Source organism: Cryobacterium fucosi, assembly GCF_004403515.1.
GTDB lineage: Bacteria > Actinomycetota > Actinomycetes > Actinomycetales > Microbacteriaceae > Cryobacterium > Cryobacterium fucosi.
On sequence record NZ_SOHH01000029.1, the window covers coordinates 12,972 to 38,091 of the forward strand.

At 69.2% G+C, this 25,120-nt stretch carries 22 protein-coding genes; 16 read left to right on the forward strand and 6 right to left on the reverse strand.

Going from position 1 to position 25,120, the window contains the following annotated elements:
* The first annotated feature begins 86 nt into the window (after window positions 1-86).
* The 9 genes from E3T48_RS02860 (at window position 87) to E3T48_RS02900 (ending at window position 9,387) form a co-directional block, all read left to right on the forward strand.
* Window positions 87-1,190 carry a BMP family lipoprotein gene (locus E3T48_RS02860; RefSeq protein ID WP_134522358.1) on the forward strand — a complete coding sequence of 368 codons (1,104 nt, stop codon included), beginning with the start codon at window positions 87-89 and terminating at the stop codon, window positions 1,188-1,190.
* Window positions 1,191-1,409: 219 nt separating this feature from the next.
* Window positions 1,410-2,930: an ABC transporter ATP-binding protein gene (locus tag E3T48_RS02865; protein WP_134522359.1), complete on the forward strand. Its 1,521-nt coding sequence runs from the start codon at window positions 1,410-1,412 to the stop codon at window positions 2,928-2,930.
* The gene (locus tag E3T48_RS02870) at window positions 2,927-4,195 is read left to right on the forward strand and encodes an ABC transporter permease (protein ID WP_241986588.1); all 1,269 of its coding nucleotides are present in this window, start codon (window positions 2,927-2,929) and stop codon (window positions 4,193-4,195) included. Before E3T48_RS02865 ends, E3T48_RS02870 begins: the two co-directional genes overlap by 4 nt.
* Window positions 4,192-5,487: an ABC transporter permease gene (locus E3T48_RS02875; RefSeq protein WP_134522360.1), complete on the forward strand. Its 1,296-nt coding sequence runs from the start codon at window positions 4,192-4,194 to the stop codon at window positions 5,485-5,487. The genes E3T48_RS02870 and E3T48_RS02875 overlap by 4 nt, the downstream gene beginning before the upstream one ends.
* Window positions 5,484-5,921, forward strand: a complete 438-nt coding sequence (locus tag E3T48_RS02880; RefSeq protein WP_255455795.1) for a cytidine deaminase — start codon at window positions 5,484-5,486, stop codon at window positions 5,919-5,921. Before E3T48_RS02875 ends, E3T48_RS02880 begins: the two co-directional genes overlap by 4 nt.
* Before the next feature lie 5 nt (window positions 5,922-5,926).
* Window positions 5,927-7,252, forward strand: a complete 1,326-nt coding sequence (locus E3T48_RS02885; RefSeq protein WP_174844123.1) for a thymidine phosphorylase — start codon at window positions 5,927-5,929, stop codon at window positions 7,250-7,252.
* Between the two features lie 246 nt (window positions 7,253-7,498).
* On the forward strand, window positions 7,499-8,614 hold the full coding sequence (locus E3T48_RS02890) for an adenosine deaminase (RefSeq protein WP_134522377.1): 1,116 nt from the start codon (window positions 7,499-7,501) through the stop codon (window positions 8,612-8,614).
* A gap of 39 nt (window positions 8,615-8,653) precedes the next feature.
* On the forward strand, window positions 8,654-9,118 hold the full coding sequence (locus E3T48_RS02895) for a PTS sugar transporter subunit IIA (protein ID WP_134522361.1): 465 nt from the start codon (window positions 8,654-8,656) through the stop codon (window positions 9,116-9,118).
* Window positions 9,115-9,387 carry a PTS sugar transporter subunit IIB gene (locus tag E3T48_RS02900; protein ID WP_134522362.1) on the forward strand — a complete coding sequence of 91 codons (273 nt, stop codon included), beginning with the start codon at window positions 9,115-9,117 and terminating at the stop codon, window positions 9,385-9,387. The genes E3T48_RS02895 and E3T48_RS02900 overlap by 4 nt, the downstream gene beginning before the upstream one ends.
* A gap of 50 nt (window positions 9,388-9,437) precedes the next feature.
* Here E3T48_RS02900 and E3T48_RS02905 read toward each other — a convergent pair whose 3' ends face one another.
* On the reverse strand, window positions 9,438-11,189 hold the full coding sequence (locus tag E3T48_RS02905) for a phospho-sugar mutase (RefSeq protein ID WP_134522378.1): 1,752 nt from the start codon (window positions 11,187-11,189) through the stop codon (window positions 9,438-9,440).
* Between the two features lie 104 nt (window positions 11,190-11,293).
* Window positions 11,294-12,127: a purine-nucleoside phosphorylase gene (locus E3T48_RS02910; protein ID WP_134522363.1), complete on the reverse strand. Its 834-nt coding sequence runs from the start codon at window positions 12,125-12,127 to the stop codon at window positions 11,294-11,296.
* 236 nt (window positions 12,128-12,363) lie between these two features.
* Between E3T48_RS02910 and E3T48_RS02915 the strand changes: the two genes are divergently transcribed.
* Window positions 12,364-13,800: an NAD(P)H-quinone dehydrogenase gene (locus E3T48_RS02915; protein ID WP_134522364.1), complete on the forward strand. Its 1,437-nt coding sequence runs from the start codon at window positions 12,364-12,366 to the stop codon at window positions 13,798-13,800.
* Between the two features lie 281 nt (window positions 13,801-14,081).
* On the opposite strand, the gene E3T48_RS02920 is transcribed toward E3T48_RS02915, so the two are convergent.
* Entirely contained in the window at window positions 14,082-15,854 is a 1,773-nt protein-coding gene (locus E3T48_RS02920) for an acetyl/propionyl/methylcrotonyl-CoA carboxylase subunit alpha (RefSeq protein WP_134522365.1), read from the reverse strand.
* A 123-nt stretch (window positions 15,855-15,977) separates the two neighbouring features.
* Window positions 15,978-16,634, reverse strand: coding sequence for a Maf family protein (locus tag E3T48_RS02925; RefSeq protein WP_134522366.1), 657 nt, complete (start codon window positions 16,632-16,634; stop codon window positions 15,978-15,980).
* A gap of 44 nt (window positions 16,635-16,678) precedes the next feature.
* Here E3T48_RS02925 and E3T48_RS02930 point away from each other — a divergent pair, with 44 nt between their 5' ends.
* The 4 genes from E3T48_RS02930 to E3T48_RS02945 all read left to right on the forward strand — a co-directional run bounded on the left by E3T48_RS02930 (window position 16,679) and on the right by E3T48_RS02945 (window position 21,111).
* The gene (locus tag E3T48_RS02930; protein WP_134522367.1) at window positions 16,679-17,992 is read left to right on the forward strand and encodes a class I SAM-dependent RNA methyltransferase; all 1,314 of its coding nucleotides are present in this window, start codon (window positions 16,679-16,681) and stop codon (window positions 17,990-17,992) included.
* A 92-nt stretch (window positions 17,993-18,084) separates the two neighbouring features.
* Window positions 18,085-18,765, forward strand: coding sequence for a response regulator transcription factor (locus E3T48_RS02935; RefSeq protein WP_174844124.1), 681 nt, complete (start codon window positions 18,085-18,087; stop codon window positions 18,763-18,765).
* Complete coding sequence (locus tag E3T48_RS02940; protein WP_134522368.1) at window positions 18,752-20,086, forward strand: sensor histidine kinase; 1,335 nt, start codon at window positions 18,752-18,754, stop codon at window positions 20,084-20,086. Before E3T48_RS02935 ends, E3T48_RS02940 begins: the two co-directional genes overlap by 14 nt.
* The gene (locus tag E3T48_RS02945; protein ID WP_134522369.1) at window positions 20,083-21,111 is read left to right on the forward strand and encodes a hypothetical protein; all 1,029 of its coding nucleotides are present in this window, start codon (window positions 20,083-20,085) and stop codon (window positions 21,109-21,111) included. The genes E3T48_RS02940 and E3T48_RS02945 overlap by 4 nt, the downstream gene beginning before the upstream one ends.
* Before the next feature lie 466 nt (window positions 21,112-21,577).
* Here E3T48_RS02945 and E3T48_RS02950 read toward each other — a convergent pair whose 3' ends face one another.
* Together E3T48_RS02950 and E3T48_RS02955 are read right to left on the reverse strand one after the other, a co-directional pair.
* The gene (locus E3T48_RS02950) at window positions 21,578-21,814 is read right to left on the reverse strand and encodes a hypothetical protein (protein WP_134522370.1); all 237 of its coding nucleotides are present in this window, start codon (window positions 21,812-21,814) and stop codon (window positions 21,578-21,580) included.
* Window positions 21,815-21,822: 8 nt separating this feature from the next.
* On the reverse strand, window positions 21,823-23,427 hold the full coding sequence (locus E3T48_RS02955) for an acyl-CoA carboxylase subunit beta (RefSeq protein ID WP_134522371.1): 1,605 nt from the start codon (window positions 23,425-23,427) through the stop codon (window positions 21,823-21,825).
* Window positions 23,428-23,616: 189 nt separating this feature from the next.
* Here E3T48_RS02955 and E3T48_RS02960 point away from each other — a divergent pair, with 189 nt between their 5' ends.
* Together E3T48_RS02960 and E3T48_RS02965 are read left to right on the forward strand one after the other, a co-directional pair.
* On the forward strand, window positions 23,617-24,459 hold the full coding sequence (locus E3T48_RS02960) for a biotin--[acetyl-CoA-carboxylase] ligase (RefSeq protein WP_134522372.1): 843 nt from the start codon (window positions 23,617-23,619) through the stop codon (window positions 24,457-24,459).
* Window positions 24,460-24,466: 7 nt separating this feature from the next.
* Window positions 24,467-25,000, forward strand: a complete 534-nt coding sequence (locus E3T48_RS02965) for a PH domain-containing protein (RefSeq protein ID WP_134522373.1) — start codon at window positions 24,467-24,469, stop codon at window positions 24,998-25,000.
* Window positions 25,001-25,120 lie beyond the last annotated feature (120 nt).

A 25,120-nucleotide genomic window follows, 5' to 3' on the forward strand; every position in this document is an offset into this window, starting at 1 on the left:
GCTCATCTGAGCAGTGAAACATTCGGTAACGTGTAGTCCAACACAGCCCCTGCGGACCCACGCCGGGCGACCATAGGAGGTCAATCTTGACAATCACGAAACGCAAGGCCGTTTTCAGCGGTCTTGCCACGCTCGGCGTTGTGGCCCTGCTCGCGGCTTGCGCGCCGGCACCGACCGACGGCGGATCCTCCGGATCTGCTGCGGCGTCCGACTACCTGCCCTGCATCGTCTCCGACTTCGGCGGCTTCGACGACAAGTCGTTCAACCAGTCCAGCTACGAGGGCATCAGCGGAGCTGCCAAGGAACTCAACATCGAGTTCAAGCAGGCCGAGTCCAAGTCGGAAGACCAGTACGCCAGCAACACCAGCAGCATGGTCGACCAGGGCTGCAACTTCGTGCTGACCGTCGGCTTCGCCCTCGCGAACGCGACCCGCGACGCCGCCAAGGCCGCGCCGGACACCAACTTCGCCCTCATCGACTCCGCCATCTCCAACGATGACTTCAGTCCGCTCACGCTCGACAACGTCAAGCCGGTGCTGTACGACACCGCGCAGGCCGCGTTCCTCGCCGGCTACCTCGCCGCCGGAACGAGCAAGACCGGGATCGTCGGAACCTACGGCGGACTCCAGTTCCCGTCCGTCACGATCTTCATGGACGGCTTCGCCGACGGAGTGAAGTACTACAACGACCAGAAGGGCAAGACCGTCAAGGTCCTCGGCTGGGACAAGGCCGCGCAGACCGGCCTCTTCGCCGGCAGCTTCGACGACATCAACCAAGGCAAGGCGCTCAGCACCGGTCTGATCGACCAGGGCGCGGACATCATCCTCCCGGTCGCCGGACCGCTCTTCCAGGGCACCGCGCAGGCCATCCAGGACTCCGGCAAGGATGTCGCCATCATCGGCGTCGACAGCGACCTGTTCGAGACCACGCCCGAGTTCAAGGCCCTGTACCTCACCTCGGTGCTCAAGCAGATGGCCGCGGCCACCAAGCAGATCATCGTCGATGACTCCAAGGGTGACTTCACGGCCGACCCGTACGTGGGCACGCTCGAGAACAAGGGCGTCGACATCGCCCCGCTGCACGAGTGGGAGTCCAAGGTCGACCCCGCGCTCATGAAGGAGGTCGACGCCATCAAGGCCGACATCATCAGCGGCAAGCTCAAGGTCGAGTCTCCTTCCACCCCGAAGTAACGCTCGACAGCACCACCAGCACCACCAGCACCACCAGCACCACCAGCACCACGATGCGGGGAGGCCAGCGACACGCTGGCCTCCCCGTTTCGGTTAAAAGCGCCGATCAGGCCGCGCGGAAGAGCAGACCCGACCAACATATGAGCAAATCGGTTGGGGAAGGCCATCATTCGCGCAGGTGTCACCTCATATGTTCGCCCACTCAATAGAATCGGGACTATGAAGCTCGAACTTCGTGGCATTACGAAGAAATTCGGTGCCCTGGTCGCGAACGACCACATCAACCTCACCGTCGAGGCTGGCGAAATCCATGCGCTGTTGGGCGAGAACGGCGCTGGAAAGTCAACCCTCATGAACGTGCTCTACGGCCTGTACCGGGCCGAAGAGGGCGAGATCCTGCTTGACGACGTCGTTCAGCACTTTGCTGGGCCAGGCGACGCGATGGCCGCGGGGATCGGCATGGTGCACCAGCACTTCATGCTCATCCCGGTCTTCACGGTCGCCGAGAACGTCATGCTCGGTCACGAAGACACCAGGACCGGCGGGCGCCTCGACCTGGTGGCCGCCCGGAAGCGCGTCCGCGAGATCTCCGACCGGTTCGGCTTCGACGTCGACCCCGACGCCCTCGTCGAAGACCTCCCCGTGGGGGTGCAGCAGCGGGTGGAGATCATCAAGGCCGTCTCGCGCGACGCGAAGGTGCTCGTCTTTGACGAGCCGACCGCGGTGCTCACCCCGCAGGAGACCGACGAGCTCATGGTCATCATGAGGCAGCTCAAGGAGGCCGGCACCTCCATCGTCTTCATCACGCACAAGCTGCGCGAGGTGCGCGCCGTCGCCGACCGGATCACCGTCATCCGCCTCGGCGCCGTCGTCGGCGAAGCGTCGCCGACCGCGACCAATGTGGAACTCGCCACCCTGATGGTGGGCCGCGCCGTCGACCTGACGGTGGACAAGGCGCCCGCGACGCCGGGGGACGCCGCCCTCTCGGTGCGGAACCTCACGGTCCTCGACCCTCGCGGTCAGGTCCTGGTCAACAACGTCAGCTTCGAGGTGCACAAGGGCGAGATCCTCGCGATCGCGGGGGTCCAGGGCAACGGCCAGACCGAGCTCACCGAGGCGCTGATGGGCCTGCAGCCCCGCGTCTCCGGCGAGATCACCCTCGACGGAAAGTCCCTGCGCGGCCACTCCGTGCGCCAGGTGCTCGAGGCCGGCGTCGGCTTCATTCCGGAGGACCGCAACGAGGATGGCCTCGTCGGCGAGTTCACCATCGCCGAGAACCTCATGCTCGACCGTTCGAACGACGAACCGTTCGTCAAGCGGTGGAACGTGCAGCGTGCCCTGCTGGCGAAGTTCGCCGGTGAGAAGGTCAGAGAATTCGACGTGCGCTCGCAGGGCATCGACACTCCCGTCGGGCGGCTGTCGGGCGGCAACCAGCAGAAGGTCGTGCTCGCTCGTGAGCTCAGCCGCGACCTGCGGCTCTTCGTCGCTGCCCAGCCGACCCGCGGCCTCGACGTCGGATCGATCGAGTTCGTGCACGAACGCATCGTCGCCACCCGGGATGCCGGCACCCCGGTGATCGTCATCTCCACGGAGCTCGACGAGGTCGCGGCCCTGGCCGACCGGATCATGGTCATGTACCGCGGGCGAATCGTCGGCATAGTGCCCGGCGACACCCCCCGCGCCGTTCTGGGATTGATGATGGCCGGCGAAGCACCCGCCGGAGAAGGAGCCGCAGCGTGAGCACCACACAGGGTTCGGAGACCGAGCCGCGCGCCGGCGTCGTCGCACCGACCGAAGGCCCGTCCCGCTGGAACCGGATGTTCCGGGAGATCACCACCGGCAGCGCCATCATCTCCGTGCTGGCCGTCGTGCTGGCGCTCGTCGTGGGCGCCGTCATGATCGCGTTCACCAACAAGGATGTCCAGGCGAGCGCCGGGTACTTCTTCTCCCGGCCCGGCGATCTGCTCGCCGCGATCTGGAACGCCGTCTCCGGAGCGTACTCCGCCCTGTTCCAGGGGTCGATCTACAACTTCCGCCGCCCGAGCTTCGCCGCCGGAATCAAACCGCTCACCGAAACCCTCACCTTCGCGACTCCGCTGATCATGGCGGGCCTCGGGGTGGCGCTCGGCTTCCGGGTCGGCATGTTCAACATCGGCGGGCGAGGCCAGATGCTGATCGCGGCCGCGCTCGGCGGCTGGGTCGGCTTCGCGGTCGACCTGCCCGCCGGCCTGCACCTGATCGTCGCGCTCGTGGTCGGCATCCTCGGCGGCGCCCTCTGGGGCGGCCTCGTCGGCGTGCTCAAGGCCCGCACCGGAGCCCACGAGGTGATCACCACGATCATGCTCAACTACGTGGCGTTCTACCTCGTCAGCTACCTGCTCCGCGAAGGCTTCCTGAAGACCCCCGGTTCGAACAACCCGAAGAGTCCGGCGACGAAGGTCACCGCCGTGTTCCCCGATCTGCTCGGCCCGAACTACATCCTCCACTTCGGGTTCATTCTCGCCATCCTCGCCACGATCTTCACCTGGTGGCTGCTCTCACGCTCCAACCTCGGCTTCCAGTTCCGGGCCGTCGGGTTGAACCCGAACGCGGCCAGGGTGGCCGGGATCAGCGTCAAGCGCATGTACGTCTACGCGATGATGCTCTCGGGCGGCCTGATCGGTCTCGCCGGGATCAACCAGGTCCTCGGCACGACGACCAGCGGGTTCGGCGCCGGGCTCGACTCCGGCATCGGCTTCGACGCCATCACGGTCGCCCTGCTCGGCCGGTCGAAGCCCTGGGGTGTGTTCTGGGCCGGCATCCTGTTCGGCGCCTTCAAGGCCGGTGGGTTCTCGATGCAGGCCGCCGAGGGCGTCCCGATCGACATCGTGCTCGTCGTCCAGTCGCTGATCGTGCTCTTCATCGCGGCTCCGCCCCTCGTGCGGGCCATCTTCCGCCTGCCCGAACCGGGCGCCGGGCGTCGCACGACGCAGGTCAACGTTACCCAGGAGGTGGCAGCGAAATGAGCACCGTCACTCCAGTCGTCCAGCCCGCAGCGCCCACCGCGCCGGAAACACCCGATTTCGAGTTCGTGAAGAGCTGGAAGGTGACGATCGCGCTGTCGATCTTCACCGTCTTCGGGATCCTGCTCCTCGTCGTTTTCGGCCGGGACGGCATCAGCACCATGCGCCTGTCCACGTCGAGCGACCTGATCCAGCTGCCCGACGTCGAGCTTCCCACCCGGCTCACCGGCATCGTGATCAGCGTCCTGCTGCTCCTGATCACCGCCGCCAGCGTCTGGCTGGTGCAGGCGCAGGCGAAGGCGCCGATCTGGTTGATCTCCGTTTTCGCCGTGCTCCTCCTGATCGGCTTCCTCAGCTGGGCGGCGGCCGACAAGGCCATTCCGGTTCCCGGACTGCTGTTCGGCTCGCTCAGTCTCGCCGTGCCGCTGATCTTCGGCGCGCTCGGCGGAGTCATCTCCGAGCGGGTCGGCGTGGTCAACATCGCGATCGAGGGGCAGCTCCTCGCCGGAGCCTTCACCTCGGCGATGGTCGCGTCGCTCACCCAGCAACCGCTCCTCGGGCTGCTGGCGGCCATGCTGGCCGGCGTGCTCGTGTCGATGGTGCTCGCCGCGTTCTCGATCAAGTACTTCGTCGATCAGGTCATCGTCGGTGTCGTGCTCAACGTGCTCGTGGTCGGGTTGACCGGCTTCCTCTACTCGCAGGTGATGGCACCGAACGCCGAACTGCTCAACCAGCCGCCCCGGTTCGAACGGATCAACATCCCGCTGCTCAGCGAGATCCCGATCATCGGCCCGGTGTTCTTCCGGCAGACGCTGATCGTCTACATCATGTACGTGGCAGTCGCCGTGGTGTTCTACGGGATCTTCCACACCAAGTGGGGGCTGCGCCTCCGAAGCGTGGGCGAGCATCCGCAGGCCGCGGACACCGTCGGAATCAACGTCGCATCGACGAGGTTCTGGAACGTGTCCATCGCCGGCGCGATCGTCGGCCTCGGCGGCGCCTACTTCACCCTCGGCTCGGTCGGCGCGTTCGGCAAGGAGATGACCGCCGGCGCCGGGTTCATCGCCCTGGCCGCCGTGATCTTCGGCCGCTGGGACCCGATCCGGGCCACCCTCGCGGCGCTGCTGTTCGGGTTCGCGAGCAACCTGCAGAACGTGCTCAGCATCATCGGCTCCCCGGTGCCGAGCGAGTTCATGCTCATGCTGCCCTACCTCGTCACGATCTTCGCCGTGGCCGGCCTGGTCGGCCAGTCCAGGGGACCGGCAGCATCCGGCAAGCCCTACATCAAGTCGTGACCGGGTCCGCGGCGGCCCAGGTGCCCTTTTCCGGCGACGTTGACTGGGGTGTTCTCCGCGAGGCCGCGGTCGAGGCGATGGGCAGCGCCTACGCGCCGTACTCGCACTTCCCGGTCGGAGCGGCGGCGCTCGTATCCGACGGGCGTGTGATCACCGGCTGCAACGTCGAGAACGCGTCCTACGGTCTCACCCTGTGCGCCGAGTGCGCGCTCGTGTCCATGCTGCACCTCACCGGCGGCGGGCGGCTCGTGGCCTTCACCTGCGTCGACGGTGCGGGCGGCATCCTGATGCCCTGCGGCCGCTGCCGCCAACTGCTGTACGAACACTCTGCGCCCGGCATGCTGCTGGAAACCGTGTCGGGTGTGCGAACCATCGATGACGTGCTGCCGGACGCCTTCGGGCCGCGGCAGCTCGCCGACTACCGGGAAGAGTAACCACCGTGAACACCAGCCAGACCGCCGCCTCGACCCACATCGAGGCCTTCGACGCCGTGGACCTGATCCACACCAAGCGGGACAAGGGTGCGCTGAGCACCCCGCAGATCGACTGGCTCATCGACGCGTACACCCGCGGCTACGTCGGCGACGAGCAGATGGCCGCGATGACGATGGCGATCTTCCTCAACGGCATGAACCGCCGGGAGATCAAGGATCTCACGATGGCGATGCTGAACAGCGGCGAGCGGATGAGCTTCGCCGGCCTCGGCAAGCCGACCACCGACAAGCACTCCACCGGCGGCGTCGGCGACAAGATCACCCTGCCGCTGATGCCCCTCGTCGCGGTCTTCGGCGCGGCCGTTCCGCAGCTCTCCGGCCGCGGCCTCGGCCACACCGGCGGCACCCTCGACAAGCTCGAATCGATCCCCGGCTGGCGCGCCAACCTCAGCAACGAAGAGATGTTCGCGCAGCTGCAGGAGCTCGGCGGCGTGATCTGCGCCGCCGGCAGCGGGCTCGCCCCCGCCGACGGCAAGCTCTACGCGCTGCGCGATATCACCGGCACGGTGGAGGCGATCCCCCTGATCGCCTCCTCGATCATGTCGAAGAAGATCGCCGAGGGCACGAGCGCGCTCGTTCTCGACGTGAAGTTCGGCTCCGGCGCGTTCCTGAAGGACATCGAACGCTCGCGGGAACTGGCCCGCACGATGGTCGAGCTCGGTGAGGACGCCGGGGTGGCGACATCCGCTCTGCTCACCAACATGAACGTGCCGCTCGGTCTCGCCATCGGCAACGCGAACGAGGTCCGCGAGTCGGTGGAGGTTCTCGCCGGCGGCGGGCCGGCGGATGTCGTCGAACTCACCGTCGCCCTCGCCAGGGAGATGCTCGACCTGGTCGGCATCACCGGCGTCGACGTCGAGGCCGCGCTGAAGGACGGCCGCGCCATGGACAAATGGCGTGAGGTCATCCGGGCCCAGGGCGGCGACCCGGATGCGGCCCTGCCGGTCGCGAGGGAGACCCACGTCGTCACGGCCGAGCGCGACGGTGTGCTCGTGGAGCAGCAGGCGCTGCCGTTCGGAATCGGCGCGTGGCGCCTCGGCGCCGGCCGCGCCCGCAAGCAGGACCCGGTGCAGCACGCCGCGGGGATCGACCTGCACGCCAAGCCGGGCGACACCGTGCGGGCCGGCCAGCCCCTGTTCACGCTCAGCGCCGACGAGCCGGAGCGTTTCGCCCGCGCCCTCGAGGCAGTGGAAGGCGCCTACCGGATCGGCGACCCCGGCGAGCCGGTCCAGGACGGCGGCCCCCTGATCGCCGAGCGAATCGGCCGCTGACCCCCCCGTCCCGCGCCGCCCACCCTCCCCGTCCCGCGCAGCCCACCCCAGCCCACCCTCGCGCATAACTCCTGCAATTTGTGCCCCGCTGCTTCGGCTGCCTTGTTTTTCCAAGCCACGGAACATGCGGCGGGCGAAATTGCAGGAGTTATGCGCGGGGCGGCTCGGCATGGGCCGGCGAATAAGTCCGGGTTCAGCAAACAGGGAGACTCCGAGTGTCGTGGCCGGTAGATTGGGAACGTGAACATGAGCCCTGAGGAATACCTGCTGCCCGGCGGCATCAGCATCAACGCGCTGCCGAAGATCTCCCTGCACGACCACCTCGACGGTGGGCTGCGCCCGGGCACCATCATCGAACTGGCCGAGGCGATCGGATTCGCCCTGCCGACAACGGATGAGTCGGACCTCGGCCAGTGGTTCGCCGATCAGGCCAACTCGGGCTCCCTGGTCGAGTACCTGAAGACCTTCGACATCACCTGTGCCGTCATGCAGACCGTGGAGGGTCTGACCAGGGTCGCCCGGGAATTCGTCGAAGACCTCGTCGCCGACGGTGTCATCTACGGCGAGGTGCGCTGGGCCCCCGAGCAGCACCTGACCCGCGGCCTCACCCTCGACCAGACGGTGGAGGCCGTGCAGGCCGGCATCGAGGCCGGCATCGCCGCCGCCGCCGAGGCAGGCCACAGCATCAAGATCGGCCAGCTGATCACGGCCATGCGCCACGCCGACCGAAGCCTCGAGATCGCCGAATTGGCCGTGCGCCACCGCACCGGGGGCGTCGTCGGCTTCGACATCGCCGGCGCCGAACTCGGATTCCCGGCACACAACCACCGTGACGCGTTCGACTTCCTGGCCAAGGCATTCCTTCCGGTCACCGTGCACGCCGGCGAGGCCGACGGCCTGGAGAGCATCCGGGGGGCCCTCTTCGACGGACGCGCGCTGCGGCTCGGCCATGGCGTGCGCATCGCCGAAGACATCGTCGTCGGCCGTCAGGACGCCGACGACAACACCTACGTGACCCTCGGCCCGGTTGCCCAGTGGGTGCGCGACCGGGAGATCGCCCTCGAGCTCAGCCCCTCGTCGAACCTGCAGACCGGTGCGATCGCGGCCTGGGGCGACGACCTGCTCGACCACCCCTTCGACCTGCTCTACCAGCTGGGCTTCCGGGTCACCGTCAACACCGACAATCGGTTGATGAGCGACACCAGCCTGAGCAAGGAGCTGGCGCTGCTCAGCGACGCGTTCGGCTACGACGTCGACGACCTCGAGGTCTTCCAGCTCAACGCGGCGCAGGCCACGTTCCTCCCGCTCGAGGAGCGCGAAGAACTGGCCGACGCCATCGTCGCCGGCTTCGAAGGCGTCTGAAGAACCAATGTCCGCCCGATTGACACCGTGAAAGCCCCCATGCCGCTGCCGCCCCTCCCCACTGACGCCATCGCGATCGGAGTCCACGTCGACGACTGGCGAGGTGCGGTGGCCGCGGCCGGCGACGCCCTCGAACGGTCGGGGTCGACCTCGCCCGAGTACACGAAGCGCATGATCGGCGTGATCGACGAATTCGGCGCGTACGTCGTGATCGCGCCGGGCCTCGCGCTGGCGCATGCCCGGCCTGGACCCGACGTTCACACCGAGGGCCTGAGCGTCGTCACCCTGGCCGAGCCGGTGGCGTTCGGCCACCCGCACAACGACCCGGTCAGCGTCGTGCTCGGCCTGGCCGTGACCAGCGGCGACGAGCACGTGCTGCTCGTGGCCGAACTGGCCAATGTGTTCAATGACCCGCACGTCATCCCGGCGCTGGCGGCGGCGACGGATGTCGACAGCATCCGTTCGCTGCTCGGCGTCACCGCACCACCTGAGGAGCAGCAATGAAGATCGTCGCGCTGTGCGGAGTCGGAATCGGCACCTCCGCGATTCTCAAGGTCAATGCCGAGCGGGCCCTCGCCCGGCTGGACATCGAGGCCGACGTCACAGCGACGGACGTCGCCGGTGTGAAGAGCGTCGGTTTCGACGCCCAGGTGATCCTCACCTCGTCGGAGCTGGTCGAGGCCATCGGCAAGACCAACGCCGACATCGTGGTGATCGACAACTACTTCGACGTGGACGAGCTCGTCGCGAAGCTGGAGACGGCGCTGGGCTGACCGGGCCAGGCGACCGCGCAGGCGGGGCGCCGCCGGCCCCCTGGGCCGGGCTAGCTGATCAGTTCGCGCATCCCGCGATCGAGCTCGGCCAGGGTCGCCTCGGCGGCCGCCTTCCGCTCGGCGACGGTGCCGTCTGTGCTGCTCGTGTCCAGGTACACCTTGAGTTTGGGCTCGGTGCCGCTCGGGCGCACCATCACGCGGGAGCCGTCGACGAGCCTGATCCGGAGCACATCGCTCGGCGGCAGACCGTTGAAGCCGGCCGACAGGTCGTCGACATGGTCGACCCGGATGCTGCCCACCGCCGACGGCGGACTCTGCCGCAGGCGGGCCATCACGCGTTCGATCTCGGTGAGGTCGGTCACCCGCACCGAGATCTGGCCGGACGCGAAGTGGCCGAACCGGGCGCTGAACCGGTCGAGGTGGTCGGCGAGGGTGAGTCCGTCGGCCTTGAGGTCGCTGACCAGCGAGAGCAGGGCGACGGCGGCGGAGATGCCGTCCTTGTCGCGCACGGTGCCGGGGTTGACGAGGTAGCCGAGGGCCTCCTCGTAGCCGAAGATCAGGTCCGGCGCGCGAGACACCCACTTGAAGCCGGTGAGGGTGTCGGCGAATCGCAGCCCGTAGGCCGCTGCCACCGCCTGCAGGGCCGGCGACGACACGATCGAGCAGGCCAGCGTGCCCTCTGCCCCGCCGTCGCCGGGCGCGTTCGCGGCGAGTTCGGCGGCGAGCTCGGCGGCCCGCCAGCCGAGGACGGCGCCGACCTCGTTGCCGCTCAGCCGGCGATAGCCGGTGTCGGATGACGGGTCGGGGATCGCGATCGCGAGCCGGTCCGCGTCGGGGTCGTTCGCGATGATGAGCTCCGCGCCGGCCTCCCTGGCGGTCTCGTAGGACAGGTCGAGGGCGCCCGGCTCCTCCGGGTTGGGGAACGCGACGGTGGGGAAGTGGCCGTCCGGGGCGATCTGGGCGTCGACGAGCGTGGGCAGGTCGAAGCCGGCTGCCTCGAACACGCGCCTGGTCGTGTCCCAGCCGACGCCGTGCAGGGCGGTGTACACCGCATTCACCTGGGCGCGCGGAGGGTGGGCGAGGCCGGCGGTGGCGTCGATGTACGCCTGCACGACCGATTCGGGCGCCGTTTCGTAGGCGGCCCGCGGGAGGTCGGGAACGCGCCGCTCGGTCGCCACGCGCAGGATCTCGGCGGCGATGCGCGCGTCGTCGGGGGAGACGATCTGCGAGCCGTTGTCGCCGCCGCCGAGGTAGACCTTGTAGCCGTTGTCGTTCGACGGGTTGTGCGAGGCGGTGACCATCACGCCGGCGCCCACGTCGAGGTGCCGCACCGCGAAGGCGAGCACGGGGGTGGGCAGCAGGCGGGGGAGCAGGATGGCGCGCACCCCGGCACCGGCCATGATCGCCGCGGTGTCGGTGGCGAAAACATGGGAGTTCTTGCGTCCGTCGTAGCCGATGACGACGGAGGGGGTCACGCCCGGCGCCGCGGCGCCGCAGAGGTAGGCGGCGAGGCCGGCGGCGGCCTGGGACACGAGCACCCGGTTCATCCGGTTCGAGCCGGCCGCGATCGCACCGCGGAGGCCGGCCGTGCCGAAGGCGAGGCGTTCGTCGAAGCGGGAGTGCAGCTCCGAGATGGCCGCCGCATCGCCGTCTCCGGCGGCGCGTACCAGCAGGCGCAGCTCGGCCTGGGTTTCGGGGTCGGGGTCCTGGCCCAGCCAGTCGTTCGCGGTGCGGAGGAGCGCGGCGGCGGCATCCACCGCCGGAGCCTCCGTTTCGATGGTGTCGATGGTGTCGAGCACCATCGTGTCGGGGAGCACGGTTTCGGGGGCGCCTTCGTCGATCGAGTGCCCGCCGCGGGCGTCGGGGGGCACCGCGGGGCCGGCCGGGTCGGTGTTGCCGTCGAGGGTCACAGCGCGGCCACGATCCGGGCGAGCAGCGCGCCGATCACGGGTTCGGCCAGCTTGCCGGCCTCGAGCACCTCGCCGTGGCTGAGCGGTTCCTTCTGGATGCCCGCGGCGAGGTTGGTGATCAGGGACAGGCCGAGAATCTCCATCCCGGCCTGTCGGGCCGCGATCGCCTCGAGCGCGGTGGACATCCCGACGATGTGGCCGCCGATCGCCTTCGCCATCTGCACCTCGGCGGGCGTCTCATAGTGCGGGCCGCGGAACTGGCAGTACACGCCCTCATCGAGGGTGGGGTCGATCGTGCGGGTCAGAGTACGCAGCCGGGCGGAATACAGGTCGGTGAGGTCGACGAAGGTTGCGCCCTCGAGCGGCGAATCGGCGGTGAGGTTGATGTGGTCGCTGATCAGCACCGGGCTGCCCGGCGTCCACGTCTCGCGGATGCCGCCGGCCCCGTTGGTGAGGATCATGGTCGACACGCCCGTGGCGGCCGCCGTGCGCACGCTGTGCACGACCCGGCGCACGCCATGGCCTTCGTAGTAGTGCGTGCGGGCGCCGATGATGAGGGCGCGCTTGCCGCCGGGCAACAGCACCGAGCGGAGCATGCCGGCGTGGCCGGCCAGGGCGGGGGCGGAAAAGCCCGTGATCTCCTGCGCGGGGAAGCTGTGGGTGGTCTCGCCGATCAGGTCGGCGGCCTTGCCCCAGCCGCTGCCCAGGGTCAGTGCGATGTCGTGCCGGGCCACGCCGGTGCGGGCGGCGATCTCGTCGGCCGCGATGCGCGCGACGTCGAACGGATCGGTTTCTGGCGCGTCAAGCGGGTTGTTTTCCATCTTCAACATGCCCCCCACTCTAATTGCCCGACCATTTCACCGGCGATCGCCCGTATGATTCGACGGAGATTTCGCTCATTCGCGCACGTGACGGGCCGGAATCCGCGATTCTGGGCAAAATCACCGTCGAATTCGACGGGGACCGGGGCCGGGGACGGGGACCGGGACCGGGGTGGGCGCGGGCGTGCGGCCGGGGACCGCGGGCGCGGTTTGGCGGGGGCGCGCCGGCACGGGAGAATGTGAGCATGGCCTACGAGTTCGAACGCAAGCAGCGCATCGCCATCCTCGGCGGAGGGCCCGGCGGTTACGAAGCGGCGCTGGCCGGCGCCCAGCAGGGCGCCGAGGTCACCCTCGTCGAGCGTGTCGGGGTCGGCGGGTCCGCCGTGATCACGGATGTCGTCCCCTCCAAATCCCTCATCGCCACCGCCGAGGCCACCAATTCGATCGGCGACGCCACCGACCTGGGCGTGCAGTTGTTCGTGCGCGGTGACACGGGCAGGCCCGCCCGCCCGGAGGTCGCCATCAACCTGGCCGCGGTCAACAAGCGGCTCCTCGCCCTCGCCCGGCAGCAGTCCGAGGACATGAAGGCCACGCTGATGCGGGCCGGCGTGCACCTCGTCAGCGGCCACGGCCGCCTCGACGGCACCAGCGGGGTCATCGTCTCCACCGCCGAAGACGGATCCGGCACCGACTTCGACCGGATCGACGCCGACACGATCGTCGTCTCGGTCGGGGCGACGCCGCGCATCCTGCCCACCGCGGTCCCCGACGGCGAGCGCATCCTCAGCTGGACCGAGCTCTACAACCTGCGGGCGGTGCCGGAGCACCTCATCGTGGTCGGCTCCGGCGTGACCGGCGCCGAGTTCGCCTCCGCCTACCGTGCCCTCGGCGCGAAGGTCACCCTGATCTCCAGCCGCGACCAGGTGCTCCCCGGCGAGGACGCCGACGCGGCGGCCGTGATCGAGAACGTGTTCAAGCGCAACGGGATGGTCGTGCTGAACAAGTCGCGCGCCTCGTCCGTCGTGCGCACCGACACCGGCGTGCTGGCGACCCTGGCCGACGGCCGCACGGTGGAGGGCAGCCACTGCCTGATCGCGGTCGGTTCGGTGCCGAACACCTCGGGGATCGGCCTCGAGGAGGCGGGCGTGCAGCTCTCCGAATCCGGCCACATCCGGGTGAACCGGGTGGCGCGCACCTCCATCCCGAACATCTACGCGGCCGGCGACTGCACGACCGAGCTGCCGCTGGCATCCGTCGCCTCGATGATGGGCCGCACGGCGGTCTTTCACGCGATGGGCGACGCCGTCAACCCGATCGAGATCCGCAACGTCGCGGCGAACATCTTCACCCAGCCCGAAATCGCCACGGTCGGCTGGACCCAGAAACAGATCGAGGACGGCCTCACCCGCGGCAGCATCTACAAGCTGCCGCTCTCCTCGAACCCGCGCGCGAAGATGATGGGCATCAAGGACGGCTTCGTGAAGCTGTTCGCCACCACCACCACCGGTACCGTCATCGGCGGCGTGATCGTGGCGCCCAAGGCCAGCGAGCTCATCTTCCCCCTCGCCCTGGCGGTCGAGCACCGGCTCACCGTCGACGAGGTCGCCCAGGCCTTCCCGGTCTACCCGTCGCTGACGGGTTCGATCACGGATGCCGCGCGCGCCATGCACATCGTGCTCTAGCTCGCTGCCGCGCACCTCGGGCCCCACCGGAGTTCAGCACCTCGGGCTCCACCCGAGTTCAGTTCTGTTCCGAATTCAGGTACGGAGCCCGGAACAGTGCGACGGATGCCCCGCCCGGGCCCGAATACGGGCGGGTTCTCCTGAATTCGGAGCACACCCGGACCCGCCCGGACCCGCCCGAACACGCCCGAACACGCCCGAACACGCCCGGACCCGCCCGTCAGGGTCTCGACGGGCTCGACCACCGGGGGTCTCGACGGGCTCGACCACCGGGCGGCAGGTCAGGTGGGGTCGGCGACGGCCATCAACAGGTAGCCGGACGCGACGGTGGTGCCGACGACGGCTCCGATGTTGCCGATCACGCCGTCCTTGTGGGCGGTGAGCGGCTGCTCCATCTTCATGGCCTCGAGCACGAGCAGCAGGTCGCCCTTGACGACGATGTCGCCCTCGGCGACGGCCAGCTTCACCACGGTCGCCTGCATCGGCGCGTGCACGGCGTCGCCGGTCGCGGTGTTCACCGCGTGGGCTCCGCTCCGTCGGCGCGGGGCAGGCCCCGCCGTGCTCTCGGACGCCGAGCCGGGGAGCAGGCGCACGGGCAGGCTGACCTCGATCCGGCGGCCTTCGACCTCGACCACGACGTTGTGCCGTTTCGCCGGGCCGGTTGGCTCCTCGAGCGAACCGTTCCACGGGTCGATGTCGTTCTCGAACTCGGTCTCGATCCAGCGGGTGTAGATGGTGAAGGGCTCGCCGTTCAGCGGGGCGAACGCGGGGTCGCGCACGATCCGGCGATGGAAGGGGAGCACGGTGGGCAGCCCGGCCACCTCGAACTCGTCGAGGGCGCGGCGGGAGCGCTCGAGGGCCTCCTCCCGGGTGGCGCCGGTGACGATGAGCTTCGCGAGCAGCGAGTCGAAGGAGCCGGAGATCACGTCGCCGGCCTGCACGCCGCTGTCGACGCGCACGCCGGGGCCGCCCGCGGGCTTGAACACGTGCACGGGGCCGGGTGCGGGCATGAAGCCGCGGCCGGCATCTTCGCCGTTGATCCGGAATTCGAAGGAGTGGCCGGTGGGCGCCGGGTCGGGGTAGTCCAGGATGCCGCCCTCGGCGAGGCGGAACTGCTCGCGGACGAGGTCGATTCCGGTCACCTCCTCCGACACGGGGTGCTCGACCTGCAGTCGGGTGTTCACCTCGAGGAAGGAGACGGTGCCGTCCTGGCCGATCAGGAACTCGCAGGTTCCGGCGCCGACATAGCCGACCTCGGCGAGGATGGCCTTGGAGGCGCGGTACAGCTCGGCCTGCTGGGCGTCGGTCAGGAACGGGGCCGGGGCTTCCTCGACCAGTTTCTGGTGGCGGCGCTGGAGCGAGCAGTCGCGGGTGGAGACGACGACGACGGTGCCGTGGGCGTCGGCGAGGCACTGGGTCTCCACATGGCGGGGCTTGTCCAGGTACTTCTCGACGAAGCACTCGCCGCGGCCGAACGCCGCGACGGCCTCGCGGGTGGCCGACTCGAAGAGCTCGGGCACCTCCTCACGGGTTCGGGCGACCTTGAGGCCGCGACCGCCACCGCCGAAGGCTGCCTTGATCGCGACGGGCAGGCCGTGCAGGTCGACGAATTCGAGCACCTCGGCGGCGTCGGCAACCGGATTCAGGGTGCCGGGCGCCATCGGGGCGTTGACCTTCTCCGCGACGTGGCGGGCGGAGACCTTGTCGCCGAGCTTCTCGATCGCCTCCGGTGACGGGCCGATCCAGATCAGCCCGGCGTCGATCACCGCCCGGGCGAAGTCGGCGTTCTCCGCGAGGAAACCGTAGCCGGGGTGCACGGCGTCGGCGCCGGACCGCCTGGCCACGGAGAGGATCTTCTCGATGACGAGATAGGTCTCGGCGCTGGTGGTGCCGTCGAGGCCGTAGGCCTCGTCGGCAAGGTGCGCATGCACCGCGTCACGATCCTGATCGGCGTAGACGGCAACGGAGAGAATGCCGCTGTCTTTCGCGGCTCGGATAACCCGGACGGCGATCTCGCCCCGGTTGGCGATGAGGACCTTCGTTATTCGCGACACAGTGCCCTAGCTTATGGTGCCTGCGCCGAGGTCTTTTGGTTCTGTCCCACAAAAAGAACGGCGAGAAAGGTGCGGATGCCTACAATCGGGTCAGGAGCGGGGTCGCCGGGTCAGGTCGCCGGGTCAGCTCCCCGGGCCGCGATTCCACAGGCTCGGCCACGAATGGCCCAGCCGGGAGACCAGCCGGCGCAGGGTCGGCAGGGAGAGCCCGACCACGGTGGACGGGTCACCGTCGATGTGCGTGATGAACGGCGCGCCGAGGCTGTCGATGGTGAACGCGCCGGCGACGAACAGTGGTTCGCCGGTCGCGATGTACGCGTCGAGCTCGTCGTCGCCGATGTCGTCGGCGAAGGTGACGTCGGCGACGGCGACGGCGCCGACCGCGCGGCCGGGCACACCGTTCGAGTGCTCGATCAGCCAATGGCCCGAATAGAGCTGCCCGGTGCGTCCGCGCTGCAGCTGCCAGCGCTGCCTGGCCTTCTCGGCGGTGTGCGGCTTGCCGTAGATGACCTCGTCGATCACGAACACCGAGTCGCCGCCGAGGACGAGCCCGTCGCCGGTGGAGCCGGTCCCGCACAGCGCGGCCGAGACCGCCTCCGCCTTCGCCCTCGCGAGCAGCTCGACCACCCGGTGGGGGGTGAGGGGCGCACCCGCCTGCCGGGCGGCCTCGGCGGCGACGGCATCCTCGTCTACGGCGGGGGCAATCGTGACCGGTTCGATCCCTGAGGAGCGCAGCAGCGCGAGGCGGGCGGGCGAGGTCGAGGCCAGATAGAGGCGCATGGTTCCTTCGTGCGACGGTAGAAGCGATGTGGGATGCTCGTTGAATGGGCACCAGCATTGAAGACCAGTCGATTCCGGGCGAGCAGCCCGTCGAAGTCGGCACCGAACTCGAACTCGACGTCACCAACGTAGCCCACGGCGGCATCTTCGTCGCCCGGCACGAAGGCCGCGTGGTCTTCGTCAGCGACACCCTGCCGGGCGAGCGGGTTCGCGCCCGGCTGACATCGGCCAGCCACAAGAGTTTCTGGCGGGCCGAGACCGTCGAGGTCCTCGACGCCGCCCCGGAGCGCCAGCCGCACATCTGGGCGTCCGCCGCGCTCGAGCGCGACCCGGACGACCGCGCCGGCGGCGCCGAGTTCGGGCACATCGAACTGGGCCACCAGCGCGAACTGAAGCGACAGGTCCTCGCCGACGCCCTCAAACGGATGGCGGGGATCGAGACGGATGTCACGGTCGAGCCGGTCCCGGTCGGCCCCAACGCGTCCCCGGGCGACGCCGCCGACGGCACCGGCTGGCGCACCCGGGTGCGCCTGCACGTCGCCGAGGACGGCTCGGTCGGTCCCTACGCGGCCAGGAGCCACCGGGTGATCCCGGTCGGGGACCTGCCTCTCGCCGACCGGTTGCTGGAGGCGGCCGCGCCGCTCGACCAGCTCTTCCGCGGGGCCGCATCCGTCGACGTCGTCGCGCCGAGCCTCGGCACCGTGCAGGTGCTCGTCGCCGAGCAGGACGCCCAGGGCCGCCGCCGTCCGACGCCGCGGAACCTGATCCGGGAGGTCGTCGGCGAACGCGAGTTCAGGCTGGATGCGGCCGGGTTCTGGCAGGTGCACGCGCGCGCCGCGGAGACCCTCTACCGCACGGTTCAAGACACCATCGACGCCGACTCGTTCGACCCGAAGGCCGCGAACCTCGACCTCTATGGCGGCGTCGGGCTGCTCGCCGCGGCCGTCGGCGACCGGTTCGGCAGCTCGGTGCGGATCACGTCGGTCGAAAGCGACGCCCAGGCCACCGATTTCGCCGCGGAGAACCTCGCGGAGTGGGTCGGCGCGAGCGTGCAGACCGCCAGGGTCGACCGGTTCCTTGCCGGACTCGTGCGGGACGGGGGCGCCGCCGACCGGGCCAGGCAGCAGGCGGCCACGGTCATCCTCGACCCGCCGCGCGCCGGCGCGGGCAAGGAGGTCATCGACCAGCTCGGTGCCCTGACACCGCGCCAGATCGTCTACGTGGCCTGCGACCCGGTGGCGCTCGCGCGGGACATCGCCCTGCTCGCCGGGCACGGCTACGAACTCCGCGGGCTGCGGGCGTTCGACTTGTTCCCGAATACCCACCATGTCGAAGCCGTCGCGCTGCTCACCAGATAGCTATCGTTGACCTGTACGACTAAGTGAGGACGTAGAACCCCGTGACAGACCCGATTGCACCGTTGAAATCACCGGCCGGCCGGCAGGCCGGCGTGCGCACGACCCTCGACCATCCGGTGCGGGTCGGCATCGCCGATGACCACGAATCGGTCAGGCTCGGAATCAAGGCGGCCTGTGAGAACGCCGGCTACGACGTGATCTTCGCGGCCGCCACCGTGCGGGCGCTCGTGGACGGCATCGCCGGCCGAGCCGTCGACGTGATCGTGCTCGACCTGTCGCTCGGCGACGGCTCGCGCGTCACGGACAACGTGCACAACGCCCAGAGCACCGGCGCCTCGGTGCTCGTGCACAGCATCGCCGATCGGGTCGCCCTGGTCAGGGAGGCGCTGGCCGCCGGCGCCGCCGGGGTGATCCCCAAGTCCTCGCCGACGACGACCGTGATGGCGGCCGTCGCATCCGTCGCCCGCGGCGACGTGCTCAACAACCTCGAATGGGCGACCGCGATCGACGCCGACCGCGACTTCGCCAAGGCCCAGCTGGGCCGCCGGGAGCGGGACGTGCTCCACCTGTACGCATCGGGGCTGCCGCTCAAGATGGTCGCGATGCAGCTCGGCATCGCCCATTCCACCGCGCGGGAGTACCTCGACCGGATCCGGGTGAAGTACGTCGAGGTGGGCAGGCCGGCGCCGACGAAGGTCGACCTGTTGCGCCGTGCGGTCGAAGACGGCATCCTTCCTGGGCTTGACCAGGACGGCGGGGATGGCCGCGGCTAAGTCCGCGGCCGCACTTCCGCTCCGGATTCCCCGGGCGGAACGCGGCACCCGCGACAAGATCGCGAGCGGCGGCGGTCCCGAGACCCCGGGCCGGGGCTCCGACCTCATCGGCGGGCCCACCCAACCCCGGAATCCGATCAGCCGCACCCGGATCGAGACTGTCGTCTCCCGGTCCGTCGCCGGGGTCGGCGTGATCTTCTCGCTGCAGGCGCTCCCGATCATGCTCGCCCAGGTGCACCTGCGGCTGCCGATCCTGGCCGTCGCCATGCCGCTGGCCCTGGCCGTGGGCATCGGCGCCGTCCTGGTCGCGGCGGTCATCAAGGTGGGCGTGCGCGTCACCACCGGCACGGTGGCCGTGGTCTACCTGGCCGCCCTCGTCGCCTGGCCGTTCCTGATGCGCGACCCCTCGGCCGTCCTCGACGGCAAGCCGTGGCTGTGGTACATGTGCACCGTGGCGACGGCCTGCGCGGCCGTGTCGTTCCCGCTGGTCTGGGCGGCGATCTACACCTTCCTCGCCCCGATCGTCTACGGCATCGTGCGAACGCAGCCGTCCGGCGGCGGCGCCGACGTGCTCCTCGCCTCGCTCGACACCGTCTATGCGACCATCCTCGGCCAGGTCATCCTGATCATCATCTTCATGCTGCGCCAGACGGCCGCGGCCGTGGATGCCGCCCAGACCAATGCCCTGTACCAGTACGCGACGGCCGTCAGGCAGCACGCCACGGAGGTCGAGCGGGTGCAGGTCGACTCCATCGTGCACGACAGCGTCCTTGCCACGTTCCTCGCGGCCGCGGCGGCCGGCAGCCCCAAGGCGGCGCAGCTGGCCTCCGGCATGGCCTCCGACGCGCTCACCCGCCTCAACGACGCGGCCGTGGTCCCGGCCGGGAACGACGGTCTCGTGCCGTTCAACTCCCTCACCGTGCGGATCCGCGAGGCCGCTGAGAAGCTCGCCGCGCCGTTCACCTTCGTCGAGTGCGAGATCGACACGCTGAGCATCCCGGTGCACGCCAGCGACGCCCTGTTCGCGGCGAGCGTGCAGGCCATGGTCAACAGCGTCCAGCATGCCGGCGACGGCATCGTTGAACCAGGCCGCACCCTCACCATGCGGGCGAACGCCCAAGGCGGCTGCACCATCGAAATCGCGGATACCGGGGTCGGCTTCGACCCGGAGCACGTGCCGAGCGAACGGCTCGGCCTCCGGCTCTCGATCCAGGAACGGGTCGCCAGTGCGGGAGGGTCGGTGCAGATCCGCTCCGAGATCGGCCGTGGGACCACCATCACCATCGACTGGCCGCCCGAGGCCGCGGAGGCAGCCGCATGATCACCGTGCCCCGCGGCCTCGTACTCTCCCTTGCCGCGCTGTTCTCCACCTATCACGTCGTGCTCGGCACCTACTCGCTCAACCAGCCGCGCACGCCCGGCCCGGCCGCCCTCGCGATCGCCGCGTACATCCTCGCGACGGTGCTGAGTCTGTGGCCCAACAGCCCGATGCGGATGCCGCTCTGGCTTGCCTCCTTCAACGTCGCCGTGTGCGTGGCAATGCCCCTGCTTGTCGGCAGCCAGCTCGACGGTGCGGCCGACAACGGCTACGCCACCTGGTATGTCGCGGCCGTCGGCACCCTGATGACCATCACGGCCACCCGTCGCCGCCCGGCGCTCGCCTGGGTCGGCGCCGCGGCGCTCATCGTGCACACCATCGTCTGGGCCGGCCCGGCCGCCCTCGGCTCGATGGGCGTCATCGGCAGCGCCGTCTGGGTGGCCGTCGCGGTCATCCTCGCCCGTGCCCTTGCCAAGGCGGGCCGCGATGCCAGGCAGTACGCGCTGGCTGAACGTGAGGCCACCGACTGGCAGGCGGCGCAGGAGGCGCACCTCTACGAGCGTCAGGTGAGGCTCGCGCAGACAATCCGCCTGGCGGCGCCCATGTTGCGCCGGATCATCGCCAGGGGCGGTGTGCTGAACGCCGAGGAGCGCCAGGAATGCCGCTATCTCGAGGCCGCGGTGCGGGACGAGATCCGCGGGCGCAAGCTGCTCAACGAGGCGGTTCGCGAGCAGGTCATGGCGGCCAGGCGGCGCGGAGCGATCGTGACCCTGCTCGACGAGGGCGGCCTCGACGACCTCCGCGGTCTGGAGCTGGAGAACGTGCTCAACACGCTCGCCGCGGCGATCGGGGGCACCACCGCGGACTCGATCATCGCGCGGACGGCCGGGGACGGTTCGGCGACCGCGGTGACCGTGGTCGGCCTCAGCAGCGCCGACGCCAGGCTCAGCGCGCTCGGCCAGGAATCCCCTGAGCCGGAGGTCGACCTGTGGCTCGAGATCCCGCGCAGCCCGCTGCCCGCCCGGTGATTGAGCTCGCCCCGGTGATTGAGCCTGCCCCCGGTGATTGAGCCTGTCGAAATCACTCCTGGTCTCGACGAGCTCGACCCCCGGTGATTGAGCCTGTCGAAATCACGCCTGGTCTCGACGAGCTCGACCACCGGTGATTGAGCCTGTCGAAATCACGCCTGGTCTCGACAAGCTCGACCACCGGTGACGAGCTCGACCACCGGTGATTGAGCTCGTCGAAATCACTCCGCGATCCGGACATGCGAAAGGGGACCAACCGTGAGGCTGGTCCCCTTCCGACTTTCGTGCCAGGGCGACAACCCGAATGTCACCCTGACTCGCCGCCAAAATTCGCCTGCTTACCCTAGTCGATGAATTTTGGTGGTGCAACTCTGTGAGCGACACCTAGCAATATCTATAGTCATCGAACCGGTTCGAATAGAAAAGTCGGCATTTAGGGGGACCGGCCTTTCGGGGGGAGTCCCGGTCAGGCCGAGAAGCCCCGCCACTGGCCCTGACCGGCGCGCACCGCGGGCCGGATGGCACGCTGGCTGACCTGCCAGGCGCTCTGGCTGCCCTCAGGGGCCCGGCGCAGGCTGTCCGTCTCCTCGCGCAGCAGGCCGCGGAGCACGGCCGACACGGAGGCCGCCTCGGTGGGGGTGACGCCCCGGCTGAGGAACAGCAGCTCCTCGGCCGGGTCTGGGGTGGGAATCGTCTCGGTCATGGCGCCGCCTAGAGCGGGATGTTCCCGTGCTTCTTGGGCGGCAGGCTGGCGCGCTTGGTGCGGAGCGCGCGCAGGGCCTTCGTGACGGCGACCCGAGTTGCCGCCGGCTCGATGATGCCGTCCAGCTCGCCGCGCTCGGCCGCGAGGAACGGGCTGGCGACGTTGTAGGTGTATTCGTTGGCCAGCCGGGTGCGCACGGCCGCGACATCCTCATCTGCGGCCTCCGCCTTCTTGATCTCGGCCCGGTAGAGGATGTTCACGGCGCCCTGGCCGCCCATCACGGCGATCTCGGCGGTCGGCCAGGCGAGGTTGATGTCGGCGCCGAGCTGCTTGGAGCCCATCACGATGTACGCGCCGCCGTAGGCCTTGCGCAGGATCACCGTGACGAGCGGAACCGTCGCCTCGGCGTAGGCGTAGAGCAGCTTGGCGCCGCGACGGATGATGCCGGTCCACTCCTGGTCGGTGCCGGGCAGGAAGCCGGGCACGTCGACGAGCGTCAGGATCGGAATCGAGAACGCGTCGCAGAAGCGCACGAACCGGGCGGCCTTCTCGCCGGCCGGGATGTTGAGCGTGCCCGCCATGGCGCTGGGCTGGTTGGCGACGATGCCGATCGATCGGCCCTCGACGCGCGCGAAACCGACGACGATGTTCGGGGCGAACAGCGGCTGGGTTTCCAGGAAGTCGCCGTGGTCGACGATGTGCTCGATCACGGTCTTGACGTCGTAGGGCTGGTTCGGGGAGTCGGGGATGATCGTGTTCAGCTTCATGTCGGCATCCGTCGTCTCCAGCTCGATGTCGCTGTCGAAGACGGGCAGTTCGGCCAGGTTGTTGTCCGGCAGGAAGCTGAGCAGGGTGCGGGCGTAGTCGAGCGCGTCGGGTTCGTCGCTGGCCAGATAGTGCGCCACCCCGGAGATCGTGTTGTGGGTGAGCGCGCCGCCGAGTTCCTCCATGCCGACGTCTTCGCCGGTGACGGTCTTGATCACGTCGGGGCCGGTGACGAACATCTGGCTGGTCTTGTCGACCATGATCACGAAGTCGGTCAGGGCGGGGGAGTAGACGGCGCCGCCGGCCGCCGGGCCGCAGATGATCGAGATCTGCGGGATGACGCCGGACGCGGCCGTGTTGCGGCGGAAGATCTCGCCGTACTTGCCGAGCGCGACGACGCCCTCCTGGATCCGGGCTCCGCCGGAGTCGAGGATGCCGATGATCGGCACGCCGGTCTTCAGAGCGAGGTCCATCACCTTGATGATCTTCTCGCCCGCGACCTCGCCGAGCGAACCGCCGAAGATGGTGAAGTCCTGCGAGTAGACGCAGACCTGGCGACCGTGGATGGTGCCGGTGCCGGTGACGACGGCGTCGCCGTACGGCCGCTTCTTCTCCATGCCGAAGGCGTGCGTGCGGTGCCGCACGAACTCGTCGAGTTCGACGAACGAGCCCTGGTCGAGCAGCAGGTCGATCCGCTCCCGGGCCGTCATCTTGCCCTTGGCGTGCTGTTTTTCGATCGCGGCCTCTCCGCTGGCGGTCACGGCTTCGTGATATCGCACCTTGAGGTCGGCGAGCTTTCCAGCCGTCGTGTACAGGTCGGGGCCCGCGAGGGGCGAGTTCTCAGTCACCGGTTCACTCTACCGGCCAACGGTTGTCCCCGACCGTTGACGAATCTCTACAAAGATGGGCCCGTTCGCTGGTTGGTTCCGCCCCGGTGATTTGCATAACTCCTGCAATTCGGGCCGAAACCCGCCGAAATAGCCAATTCTGGCCGGATTCGGGAGAATTGCAGGAGTTATGCACGGGAAGAGGTTCGCATGGAGTTTCCGCTCAGCCGGGATGCCGGGGCACGGTTCGAATACCTGGCCGAGGCCGGCTCGACCAACGACGTTCTGGTCGCCCACGCGATGGGGGCGGATGCCGCGGCCTGGCCCGACCTGTCGGTGGTCGTCACCGACAACCAGACCCGGGGGCGCGGCCGACTGGGGCGCACCTGGCTCGCGCCCACCGGCAAGTCCCTGGCCATCTCCGTGCTGCTCCGCCCGGTGCACGACGGCGCGCCGCTCGCGGTCGACCGTTTCGGGTGGTTCCCGCTGCTCGCCGGCACCGCGATGACCCGCGCCGTACGCGAGGTGGTCGACGCGAGCCTGCCGGTCGTGGCCGCCGATCCCGGCGAGGGGAGCCCGGTGCACGAGGTCACCCTGAAGTGGCCCAACGACGTGTTGATCGACGGCTACAAGGTGTCCGGGATCCTTTCCGAACTGCTCCCCGACGCCAGAGGCCTCGTCATCGGCACCGGCCTGAACGTGTCCCTGGACGAGCACGACCTGCCCACGCTCACGTCCACCTCCCTGATGCTGGTCACCGGGTCGGCTCCCGACCCCGACGCCGTGCTCGCGCGCTACCTGACCGAGCTGCGGGCTCTCACCGACGCGTTCCTCGCTGCGGGGGGCGATCCGCTCCGGAGTGGCCTGCTCGCGGCAGTGCGGGAGGTCTGCGGCACGCTGGGCGCCCCGGTGCGCGTGCAGCTGCCCGGTGGCGACGACCTGGTCGGCACCGCGATCGACCTCGACAGGGATGGTCGTCTCATCGTCGAGAACCAGTCAAATGGCGAGCTGGTGGCTGTCGCCGCCGGCGATGTGACCCACCTGAGGTATTAATGGGGGTATGACGAACACAGCGGGGAACGGCCAGGGCGAGGCGCCGATCCCGGTCGAGCGCGTAGTCGCCGCGTTGAGGCCGCATGCTCGGGTGCTCTTCTGGCCGACCGTGGTGCTCGTTGCGGTCTTCGGCGCCACCGGCTATTTCTACGGGTCGATGCCCGAGCCGTGGCAGAACACCGCCGTGGCCGTCGGGGCCGTCGCCGTGGTCGTCCTGCTCTGGATGCTGCCGCTCGCGACCTGGCTGAACCGGCGTTACACGATCACCACGAGGCGGATCATCTTCCGTCGCGGCTTCTTCGTGCGCACCCGCCAGGAGCTGCTGCACAGCCGGGGCTACGACGTGACCGTGCGCAAGACCTGGTTGCAGTCGCTCAGCGGGTCGGGCGACGTGCTCATCAATGCGGGCCTGGAGCATCCGCTCGTGCTGGGGGACGTGCCGAACGCCGACCTGGTGCAGCAGGTGTTGCACGACCTGATGGAGCAGTCGCAGGCCCTGATCGGGTCGAGGCGGGTCGAGGCGGGGCTCGACCACCGGTGATTGAGCCTGTCGAAATCACGGCGACCACCGGGTCTCGACAAGCTCGACCACCGGGTCTCGACAAGCTCGACCACCGGGTCTCGACAAGCTCGACCACCGGGTCTCGACAAGCTCGACCAC

Excerpts from the sequence above, each read along its gene's own strand:
- E3T48_RS02895 (WP_134522361.1), top strand. The coding sequence starts at position 8,654 with ATGCCGCTGCCGCCCCTCCCCACTGACGCCATCGCGATCGGAGTCCAC.
- E3T48_RS02930 (WP_134522367.1), top strand. The coding sequence starts at position 16,679 with ATGGGCACCAGCATTGAAGACCAGTCGATTCCGGGCGAGCAGCCCGTC.
- E3T48_RS02900 (WP_134522362.1), top strand. The coding sequence starts at position 9,115 with ATGAAGATCGTCGCGCTGTGCGGAGTCGGAATCGGCACCTCCGCGATT.
- E3T48_RS02940 (WP_134522368.1), top strand. The coding sequence starts at position 18,752 with ATGGCCGCGGCTAAGTCCGCGGCCGCACTTCCGCTCCGGATTCCCCGG.
- E3T48_RS02915 (WP_134522364.1), top strand. The coding sequence starts at position 12,364 with ATGGCCTACGAGTTCGAACGCAAGCAGCGCATCGCCATCCTCGGCGGA.
- E3T48_RS02910 (WP_134522363.1), bottom strand. The coding sequence starts at position 12,127 with ATGTTGAAGATGGAAAACAACCCGCTTGACGCGCCAGAAACCGATCCG.
- E3T48_RS02890 (WP_134522377.1), top strand. The coding sequence starts at position 7,499 with ATGAGCCCTGAGGAATACCTGCTGCCCGGCGGCATCAGCATCAACGCG.
- E3T48_RS02950 (WP_134522370.1), bottom strand. The coding sequence starts at position 21,814 with ATGACCGAGACGATTCCCACCCCAGACCCGGCCGAGGAGCTGCTGTTC.
- E3T48_RS02960 (WP_134522372.1), top strand. The coding sequence starts at position 23,617 with ATGGAGTTTCCGCTCAGCCGGGATGCCGGGGCACGGTTCGAATACCTG.
- E3T48_RS02925 (WP_134522366.1), bottom strand. The coding sequence starts at position 16,634 with ATGCGCCTCTATCTGGCCTCGACCTCGCCCGCCCGCCTCGCGCTGCTG.
- E3T48_RS02945 (WP_134522369.1), top strand. The coding sequence starts at position 20,083 with ATGATCACCGTGCCCCGCGGCCTCGTACTCTCCCTTGCCGCGCTGTTC.
- E3T48_RS02865 (WP_134522359.1), top strand. The coding sequence starts at position 1,410 with ATGAAGCTCGAACTTCGTGGCATTACGAAGAAATTCGGTGCCCTGGTC.
- E3T48_RS02965 (WP_134522373.1), top strand. The coding sequence starts at position 24,467 with ATGACGAACACAGCGGGGAACGGCCAGGGCGAGGCGCCGATCCCGGTC.
- E3T48_RS02875 (WP_134522360.1), top strand. The coding sequence starts at position 4,192 with ATGAGCACCGTCACTCCAGTCGTCCAGCCCGCAGCGCCCACCGCGCCG.
- E3T48_RS02905 (WP_134522378.1), bottom strand. The coding sequence starts at position 11,189 with ATGGTGCTCGACACCATCGACACCATCGAAACGGAGGCTCCGGCGGTG.